This window comes from Nocardioides sp. NPDC057772, from assembly GCF_042798075.1.
In the GTDB taxonomy this organism is placed as follows: Bacteria; Actinomycetota; Actinomycetes; order Propionibacteriales; family Nocardioidaceae; genus Nocardioides.
In genome coordinates this window covers 1-8,068 of record NZ_JBHVKN010000228.1, presented here as the reverse complement: position 1 = coordinate 8,068, position 8,068 = coordinate 1, and the positions used below count along the sequence as shown (strand labels likewise).

At 71.1% G+C, this 8,068-nt stretch carries 8 protein-coding genes; 4 read left to right on the top strand and 4 right to left on the bottom strand.

The genetic code is table 11. From position 1 onward, the window contains the following. Window positions 1-28: 28 nt before the first annotated feature. Together ACFVJS_RS24435 and ACFVJS_RS24430 are read right to left on the bottom strand one after the other, a co-directional pair. Entirely contained in the window at window positions 29-1,381 is a 1,353-nt protein-coding gene (locus ACFVJS_RS24435; protein ID WP_378885881.1) for an FAD/NAD(P)-binding protein, read from the bottom strand. Window positions 1,382-1,469: 88 nt separating this feature from the next. After that, a complete protein-coding gene (locus tag ACFVJS_RS24430; protein ID WP_328528364.1) occupies window positions 1,470-1,847 on the bottom strand; it encodes a hypothetical protein in 378 nt (125 codons plus the stop codon). A gap of 177 nt (window positions 1,848-2,024) precedes the next feature. Between ACFVJS_RS24430 and ACFVJS_RS24425 the strand changes: the two genes are divergently transcribed. Next, window positions 2,025-2,987 (top strand): restriction endonuclease, encoded by a 963-nt coding sequence (locus tag ACFVJS_RS24425; protein WP_378885879.1) that lies wholly within the window; start codon window positions 2,025-2,027, stop codon window positions 2,985-2,987. 15 nt (window positions 2,988-3,002) lie between these two features. On the opposite strand, the gene ACFVJS_RS24420 is transcribed toward ACFVJS_RS24425, so the two are convergent. Next, entirely contained in the window at window positions 3,003-3,728 is a 726-nt protein-coding gene (locus tag ACFVJS_RS24420; protein WP_378885878.1) for an HNH endonuclease family protein, read from the bottom strand. Window positions 3,729-3,769: 41 nt separating this feature from the next. After that, the gene (locus ACFVJS_RS24415; RefSeq protein ID WP_378885876.1) at window positions 3,770-4,363 is read right to left on the bottom strand and encodes a PadR family transcriptional regulator; all 594 of its coding nucleotides are present in this window, start codon (window positions 4,361-4,363) and stop codon (window positions 3,770-3,772) included. 115 nt (window positions 4,364-4,478) lie between these two features. Between ACFVJS_RS24415 and ACFVJS_RS24410 the strand changes: the two genes are divergently transcribed. Genes ACFVJS_RS24410 through ACFVJS_RS24400 form a run of 3 tightly spaced genes read left to right on the top strand, consistent with a single transcriptional unit; the run spans window position 4,479 to window position 7,969 of the window. Next, a complete protein-coding gene (locus tag ACFVJS_RS24410) occupies window positions 4,479-5,582 on the top strand; it encodes a Rieske 2Fe-2S domain-containing protein (RefSeq protein ID WP_378885874.1) in 1,104 nt (367 codons plus the stop codon). Window positions 5,583-5,592: 10 nt separating this feature from the next. Continuing rightward, complete coding sequence (locus ACFVJS_RS24405; RefSeq protein WP_378885872.1) at window positions 5,593-6,606, top strand: PDR/VanB family oxidoreductase; 1,014 nt, start codon at window positions 5,593-5,595, stop codon at window positions 6,604-6,606. 25 nt (window positions 6,607-6,631) lie between these two features. Beyond that, complete coding sequence (locus ACFVJS_RS24400) at window positions 6,632-7,969, top strand: MFS transporter (RefSeq protein WP_378885871.1); 1,338 nt, start codon at window positions 6,632-6,634, stop codon at window positions 7,967-7,969. Window positions 7,970-8,068: the final 99 nt, after the last annotated feature.

Here is an 8,068-nt window from a genome sequence, read left to right as displayed (position 1 = left end):
CAACCGATTTCTCGGCCGCCAGAACTCCCTATTCGGCGGCGAGGTGGGCGGCCACGGCCGCTGCCTGCCCTCGGATCTCGGGGATGGCGGTCGCCTCGTAGAGGGCGCCCTTGCAGGGCGGGCCGACGGTCAGAAGACCAGGTACGACGCGGCCGTCCGCTCCGATGACGTGGCCGTCCTCGGTGACGTCGATGCCCAGGCGGAGGGGGTCGGGGGCGATCAGGCCGCGCTTCTGGAGCGCGAGCAGGAGAGGGTTGTCGGTGCGGGTGATGTCGGGCGAGGGGCCGGTGCAGTTGATCACCGCGGTGACCTCGCGGTCGCCGCCGGCCAGCGTGACGACGGGGTTCTCGGCGTCCGCCCGGCAGCCGAGCACCCCGCCGCCGAGGATCTCCAGGCGGCCCTCAGACCGATAGGTGTCGAGAAGGGCGGCGATGCGCGGGGCCATGCGGTGGCGGCGTACCTCCCACTCGCGGGCGTAGACCTCGCGGAAGCGACGGCGCTCGGGCTCCGGTAGGCGGCGCCAGATCGACTGGGTCGGACCGCGGAGGCCGTCGATGACCGCACGCCAGTCGACGCCGAGCGTGGCCGCGTGCTCGATCTGGTCGCGGACGAGGCCGGCGATGCCGTCGGCGGTCAGCGGGCCGTCGGGGATCGGGGTCACCCAGGAGGTGAACTGGTCGTCGACATGGGGGTTGGGCAGCAGGCCGTGGCGGCTCACCATGATCACCCGGCGGGCCGGGGAGTCGTCGAGGAGCGTGACCGTCGTGTCGACGGCGGTCAGGCCGGTGCCGGCGACGAGCACGGTCGCATCGGCGGGCAGGGCGCTGATCCGGGCCACGTCCCAGGGATCCGACAGGTTCCACGGTGCCTCGGGCATTCCGGCCAGCGGCTGCGGCGGCGGATTGCCGTACGCCAGCACGACCGCGTCCGCGACACGACCCGCGTCGTCGTCGCCGGTCAGCACCCGGAAGCCGGCGCCGGTCGGCTCCACGTCGACGACCGTCTCCCCGACCGTCTCCAGGGCCCCGGGACCCGCCGCAGCGGCCTCAGCGAGCCGGTCGCGCAGGTAGCGCGCGTAGTCGCGCCGGGGCAGGAAATCGATCGGGCCGAGCTCGATACCGGCCTCCGCCGCCCAGTCCAGCAGGTCGTCACGATCGTCGGGGAAGCCCGACATGTTGTTGGCCCGGACGTTGAGGAGATGACGGGCGTCAGTGGTCGAGTAGGCCACCCCGTAGCCGGCCTCACCCCGCGCTTCGAACAGCACCACGGACGCGCCCCGGCGGAGCAGGTTGATCGCGGTCAGCGTGCCGCTCGCGCCGCCTCCGATGATCGCCACCGTCGGGGTGGAAGGCGGCGTGGGCGGCGCGGCATCTGTCGTCACCCCGACAGGGTAACGGCGCCTATCCTGGCTTTGTTAACCCGGTTACTCGGCTATCAGAACGCAGAGACCGCTCTTGCACCCATGCCGTCTAACAAGCCTCTCGTAGCCGCGGAATCCTGGGGATCCCACCGAGCCGCTTGTTGTAGCGGACGTGGTCGGCGTATCCCTCCAGGAGCGTCCACAGCGCCTTGTGCGCCGGCCACGGGATGGCCTCGCCGGGGAACGCCCAGCTCGAGCCGAAGCCGATCCACACCGGGACCCAGTCCTTGGCGCAGTCCCACTCGCCCCGCTTGGACATCAGCAGCTTGTTGCGGACCTGGAACGCGAGCCGTTGCCCGTCCTTCACGATCGGCGCCGCGCACACCCGCCACAGCGGCATGTCGAGCGACATCAGCTCGATCTCGATGTCGCCGAGAATGCGCGGATCCACCAGGACCGTAGCGACGTTCTCATGCGGGCGCCTCATGACCATCACGCTAGCGGCGAGCGCCGACATTCGCGGCCGATCCGCCAGGAGCGAACAACGCGACCCGATTCAGCACCCCGCCGGACAAGGCGTACGCCCCGGGCCTATCATCCTCCCCAACTCGATCGGGCAGGGAGGCCCGAGGGAGGATCGAGGAAGGACCGTACGTTGGCACCCTTGAGGCAGCCCAGAACGGGCGAAGAAGCCGAGAAGTACGCCGCGGAGCATCTGCATTCCCTCGGCTGGCCCGACGCCGCCCCGTCGGGCAGCACCACCGCCGCCGACGTCGACATCATCGGCGGCAGACCTGACAACGTCATCGTCGCGCAGGTGGTGCTCACCCGTGCCCTGACCGAGGCACGCAGCGTCTGTGCCGTACGCGGCGCGGGCTACGCCTACGACGCCCGCACGGTCGCGCTGTTCAGCCGGGCCGGGTTCACCGAGGACGCGGTCGAGTGGGCCGACAGGGTCCGGGTGGCGCTGTTCGAGTTCGCCGCCGACGGCTCGATCCGCTCGCACGGGAAGCACGCCGCCGAGCTGGTCACCACGGCCACCGCGCCGGCGGCACCGATCCTCGGCCGGGCACCCGAGCCGACTCCCGGGCGCCACCTCGACCCCACCCGCACGGGGGGCTTCAGCTTCACCGCGAAGATCCCTGCGGTCCGGCCGCGCCGCAAGGCCGCCGAGAAGCGCGCCTCGGACGTCGCTCCGGACCCGGCCCCGACGTCCACCGAGAAGATCGCGGGCCCGCTGACCGGCCAGCTCCCGGCGTACACGACGATGAGCATCCCGAAGGCGCCCACCCCGCCGACGGACGAGCGGTGGGTCCCGGACGGGCTCGGGCCGATCCTGGACGCGATCGCCCGGGCGTCGCAGCTGCCGGTGGTGCTCGTCCTCGGCTCGGACCAGCGGGCCGAGTGGGTGCGGGAGACCTTCCGGGTCGGCACGATCACGGTGACCGACGAGAGCGTGCTGCCGATGCTGCTCTCGCTGGTGACCGGCCGGGAGTCGCAGTACGCCAGCGGCGAGTCCTACCACAAGGTCGACGGCCTCAAGCCGCAGGGCGAGCGAGCGCTGGAGTCATGGCGCGCGTGGGAGGCCTACGACCGCGCGATGGCCAACTACCGCCGCGCGGTCTGACCTCAACCCCGAGTCTCAGCAGTAGCCGAGCATCTCGCTGAGCGCCCGCCGCTCGCTGTCGTCGACGGCGAGCGACCAGCGGGCCTTGGTCTCGATCCAGCGGGTGGCGTACGCACACTGGAACCCCTTCCGCGGACGCCAGCCCGCCGGGTCGTCGTCGCCCTTGCTCATGTTGGTCGGTCCGTCGACGGCGAGCAGGTTGTCGAGATCGTTGGCGAACGCTCGGCGCCGGTCCTCGGGCCAACGGCTCGCGCCCGAGCGCCACGCCTCCGAGAGCGGCACCACGTGGTCGATCTGGATCGCCTGGGCCTGCCGAGCCTCCTTCAGGTCGGTGAGCACCAGGCGCCTGCCGGTGTAGGGGTCGACCCAGGTGCCGGCGAGCACGTCGTGGTCACACCTCCCCTGCTGCCCGGTCCGCACCTCGACGGCGTCGCGCAGCAGCACGTCGTCGCGCTGGTTGCACCCGTTGCCGTCGCTGTCGGCCCAGCCGCCGCCGAACACCGAGCGCTCGTACGCAGCCATCCCGTCCGGCCGCCTCGCGACCGTGGCCAACCCGGCGAGGTCATCGCGCACCTTCCGCACGTCCACCGGCTGGGGAGCGGGCGACGAGGACGGCTCCTCGGTCGCCACCGGCGGCATCCGCCGGTTCGCCGGTGCCTCCTCGGGCAGCCACAGCGAGACCGCCCAGCCGACGGCCGCCAGCAGCACGACCAGCAGCCCCAACGACGTACGTCTTCCCACGGGGTGGCATTGTGCCCGCGACCACCGACAGGTTCGGGAGGTCAGTCGACCGGCGCGCCTTCGAGCTCGTCGACGAGCAGGAGACCGCGCTCGGCCCAGGCGATCGCGGCGCGCGCCTGGTCGATCAGGCCGTCGTAGGCGAAGATCTTGTAGCGCACGATGCGGTCCCACTGACTCGCGTCGTAGTGCTCGAGCCGCCGGGCGAGCGTGGGGTGACTGCGGTCGACGAGCGTGGCGCGGGTGGCCTCGAGCATCGCCAGATGCTCGGTCCAGTGGTCGCGGAACTGCTCCAGCTCGGCGCGGGCGGCGGCGGGGTCCGCCCATTCCAGGTAGGCGGCCTTGAGGTAGGCCGGCTCTCGCTGCCGACGGATCTCGATGGGCGCGTCCATCCACTCCCGGAAGGCCGCGATCCCGGCCTCGGTGACGGCGTACTCCTTCTTCGTGCCCTTCTTGCCCCACGGCACGACCGACGACTCGAGCAGACCGTCGCGCTCCATCCGGTTGAGCTCCGGGTAGATCTGCGAGTCGGGCGCGTGCCACACGTGGGCGACCGACTGGCTGAACTGCTTGGAGACGTCGTAGCCGGTCATCGGGCGCGAGGTGAGCAGCGCGAGCAGCGCGAATCTCAGCGACATCGTGACCCCCTCTCCTCGCCGTGATCGTGGCGCGAGCGTACCCAACCCTTGCCACTAACTATAGAGATAGGTAGTTTGTGACGAGCACAACACCTATCTCCATAGGGAGTTCCCCATGACCGTCCTGGATTCCCCGCCGATCACCGCGGCGAGCAAGATCTTCAACTTCCCCCGCAACGCCTGGTACGTCGCCGCGTGGGACCACGAGGTGACCGCGAAGCAGCCGCTCGCCCGCACCATCGCAGGCGTCCCGCTGGCGCTGTGGCGCAACAGCGACGGCCGCGCGGTCGCGCTGGCCGACGCGTGCTGGCACCGGCTGGCGCCGCTGTCGAAGGGGAAGGTGCTCGGCGACGAGATCCAGTGCCCCTACCACGGGCTGCGCTACAACTCCGCCGGGCGCTGCACCAGCATGCCGGCGCAGGAGACGATCAACCCGAGCGCGATCGTCCCCTCCTACCCGGTCGTCGAGCGCTACCGCTACGTGTGGGTCTGGGTGGGCGACCCCGACCTCGCCGACCCCGACACCGTGCCCGACATGACGCAGATGGACTCCCCGGAGTGGGCCGGCGACGGCGAGACGATCTACGCGCCCTGCAACTACCAGCTGATCCTCGACAACCTGATGGACCTCACCCACGAGGAGTTCGTGCACAGCTCGAGCATCGGTCAGGACGAGCTCTCCGAGGCCGAGTTCGAGGTCAGCCACACCGACCGCGGCGTGACCGTGACCCGCTGGATGCGCGACATCGACCCGCCGCCGTTCTGGCTGAAGAACATGCGCGACAAGTTCCCCGGCTTCAGCGGCAAGGTCGACCGCTGGCAGATCATCCACTTCGAGGCCCCCTCGACGATCTGCATCGACGTCGGCGTCGCCAAGGCCGGCACCGGTGCCCCCGAGGGCGACCGCAGCCAGGGCGTGAACGGCTACGTGATGAACACGATCACCCCCGAGACCGCGCGCACGTCGCACTACTTCTGGGCCTTCATGCGCAACTACCGTCTGGAGAGCCAGACCATCACGACCCAGCTGCGACAGGGCGTGCACGGTGTCTTCGGCGAGGACGAGGACATGCTCGCCGCCCAGCAGCGCGCGATCGACGCCAACCCGGACCACGAGTTCTACAGCCTCAACATCGACGCCGGCGGGATGTGGGTGCGCCGGATCCTGGACCGCATGCTGCAGGCGGAGGGTCTCCCCGCCGCCGCGGCCGCGAAGTGAGGCGGCCGCCATGGCAGTGAACACCCAGACCTGGTGGCAGCAGGGCCGTGTGGTCGAGACCTCCGACCTCGCCGAAGGCGTACGCCGTGTCGTGCTCGCCCCCGACCGCCCCGTCCACGCCGTGCCCGGCACCCACATCGACCTCCGGCTCGACCTCGCCGGTCAGGTCCGCAAGCGGTCCTACTCCGTCGTACGCTCCGAGGACGGCGGCCGCCGGCTCACCCTCGGCGTCCAGCTCGCTCCCGCCTCACGCGGCGGGTCGCGCCACATGCACGGCCTCTCGGCGGGCGACCTGGTCGAGATGACCGGTCCGGTCCAGAGCTTCCCGCTCGGCGTCGGCGCCGACCGCTACGTGCTGGTCGCCGGCGGCATCGGCGTCACCGCGCTGGTGGCGATGGCCGACACCCTGCGCCGCCGCGGCGCCGACTACACGCTCGTCCTGGCCGGGCGGCGGCGCGCCGTCATGGCCTACCTCGACGAGCTCGTCGAGGTGCACGGCGACCACGTCCGGGTGTTCGTCGACGACGAGGACGTACGCCTCGACGTCGCCGAGCTCGTCGGCGAGATCGCCGGGAGCCCGGCCGCGGCGCGGACCGAGATGTACATGTGCGGGCCGATCCGGCTGATGGACGCGATCCGTCGTGCCTGGGCGGCCCACGAGCTGCCGGAGCCGAACCTGCGGTTCGAGACGTTCGGCAGCAGCGGCGCCTGGGCGGCCGAGGACTTCGTCGTGCACCTCCCCCAGCTCGACCGCTCCGTCCGCGTCGGCAAGGACAGCTCGATGCTCGACGCGCTCGAGGACGCCGGCGTCGAGGTGATGTGGGACTGCCGCAAGGGCGAGTGCGGGATCTGCCAGGTCATGGTCCTCGACGTCAGCGGCCGGATCGACCACCGCGACGTGTTCCTGAGTCCCCGTCAGAAGGAGACCTGCACGTCCCTGTGCCTCTGCGTCGCCCGAGCCGCCCGCGGCGAATCGGGGTCGGGCTCGGCCGACCCCGCCGCCGTGACCCTCCACCTTCCGTGAACCCCCACCCCGAAAGAGACCCGAGATGAACCTTCGTGCGCGCATCGACGCCGCCGCGATGACTCCCTACCAGTGGATGGTCGTCGCGCTCTGCGTACTGCTGAACTGTCTGGACGGATTCGACGTGATGGCGATGGCCTTCACGGCCTCCTCGCTGACCGAGGAGTTCGCACTGAGCGGCTCGGAGCTCGGCGTACTGCTCAGCGCCGGCCTGGTCGGCATGGCCGTCGGCTCGCTGGCGCTGGCCCCGGTCGCCGACGTCATCGGCCGCCGCCCGCTCATCCTGATCAGCGTCGGCCTGGCGACCCTCGGCATGCTGCTCTCCGCGGCCGCCCCGTCCGCTGTCCTGCTCGGCCTGGCCCGCGTGGTCACCGGGCTCGGCGTCGGCGGCATCCTGGCCAGCACCAACGTGATCGCGAGCGAGTACGCCTCGGCGCGCTGGCGCGGTCTGGCGATCGGCCTCTACACGGCCGGTTACGGCATCGGCGCCACCCTGGGCGGCGTGGCCGCGCGCGGCATGCTCGCCGACCTCGGCTGGCGCAGCGTCTTCGTCGCCGGCGGTGTCGCGACCGGGATCGCGCTGGTGCTCCTGGTCGTGCTGCTGCCCGAGTCGGTCGACTTCCTCGTCCAGCGCAGGCCCCGGCAGGCGGTGGAGCGGATCAACCGGATCCTCGCTCGCCTCGGGCAGCCCGCGGTCACCTCGGAGGCGCTGACGGCGGCACCGCGGGCGACCGCCCGGCGACGCAGCGGCAACCCCGGCATCCTGCTGGGCGCCGACCTACGCCGCTCGACCCTGCTCATCTGGGTCGCGTTCCTGGCCACGATGTTCGGCTTCTACTTCGTCAACAGCTGGACCCCCCAGCTGCTGGTCACCTCGGGCCTGTCGGAGGCGGACGCGGTCACCGCCGGCATGATGCTGGCGCTGGGCGGCACCGCCGGCTCGGTGCTCTACGGTCTCGTCGCCTCCCGCCTCGACAATCGCCTGGTGCTGATCGGCTTCACGGTCCTGTCGGCGCTGACGATGGTCGTCTTCATCACCAGCACCGCGCTGCTCACCGTCGCGCTGATCATCGGCGTGGTCGTCGGCGCCCTCATCAACGGCTGCATCGCCGGCCTCTACACGATCACCCCGGCCATCTACGGCACCGAGATCCGCAGCACCGGCATGGGCTGGGCGATCGGTATCGGCCGCATCGGGGCCATCCTGTCGCCGATGCTCGCCGGGCGCCTGCTCGACTCCTCGTGGACCCCGGTCAACCTGTACGTCGGCGCCGCCGTCGTGGTCGCGATCTCCGCCGTCGCCCTGCTCTTCCTGCGGACCGGCGGAGCCGCTCGGCCGGTCGCCGAGGTCGCGTCGGCCTAGGGGGTGACGTCCGGTCTGGCGGATAGTCCAGGGAGTTGTCTGGCGGATAGTCCAGGGAGTTTCCGTCGGTTACTGGCCAGTAGAGCGACGGAAACTCCC

What these genes read in the sequence shown, in the direction of transcription:
- ACFVJS_RS24430 (WP_328528364.1), bottom strand. Translation starts at nt 1,847, where the DNA reads ATGAGGCGCCCGCATGAGAACGTCGCTACGGTCCTGGTGGATCCGCGC.
- ACFVJS_RS24415 (WP_378885876.1), bottom strand. Translation starts at nt 4,363, where the DNA reads ATGTCGCTGAGATTCGCGCTGCTCGCGCTGCTCACCTCGCGCCCGATG.
- ACFVJS_RS24410 (WP_378885874.1), top strand. Translation starts at nt 4,479, where the DNA reads ATGACCGTCCTGGATTCCCCGCCGATCACCGCGGCGAGCAAGATCTTC.
- ACFVJS_RS24405 (WP_378885872.1), top strand. Translation starts at nt 5,593, where the DNA reads ATGGCAGTGAACACCCAGACCTGGTGGCAGCAGGGCCGTGTGGTCGAG.
- ACFVJS_RS24400 (WP_378885871.1), top strand. Translation starts at nt 6,632, where the DNA reads ATGAACCTTCGTGCGCGCATCGACGCCGCCGCGATGACTCCCTACCAG.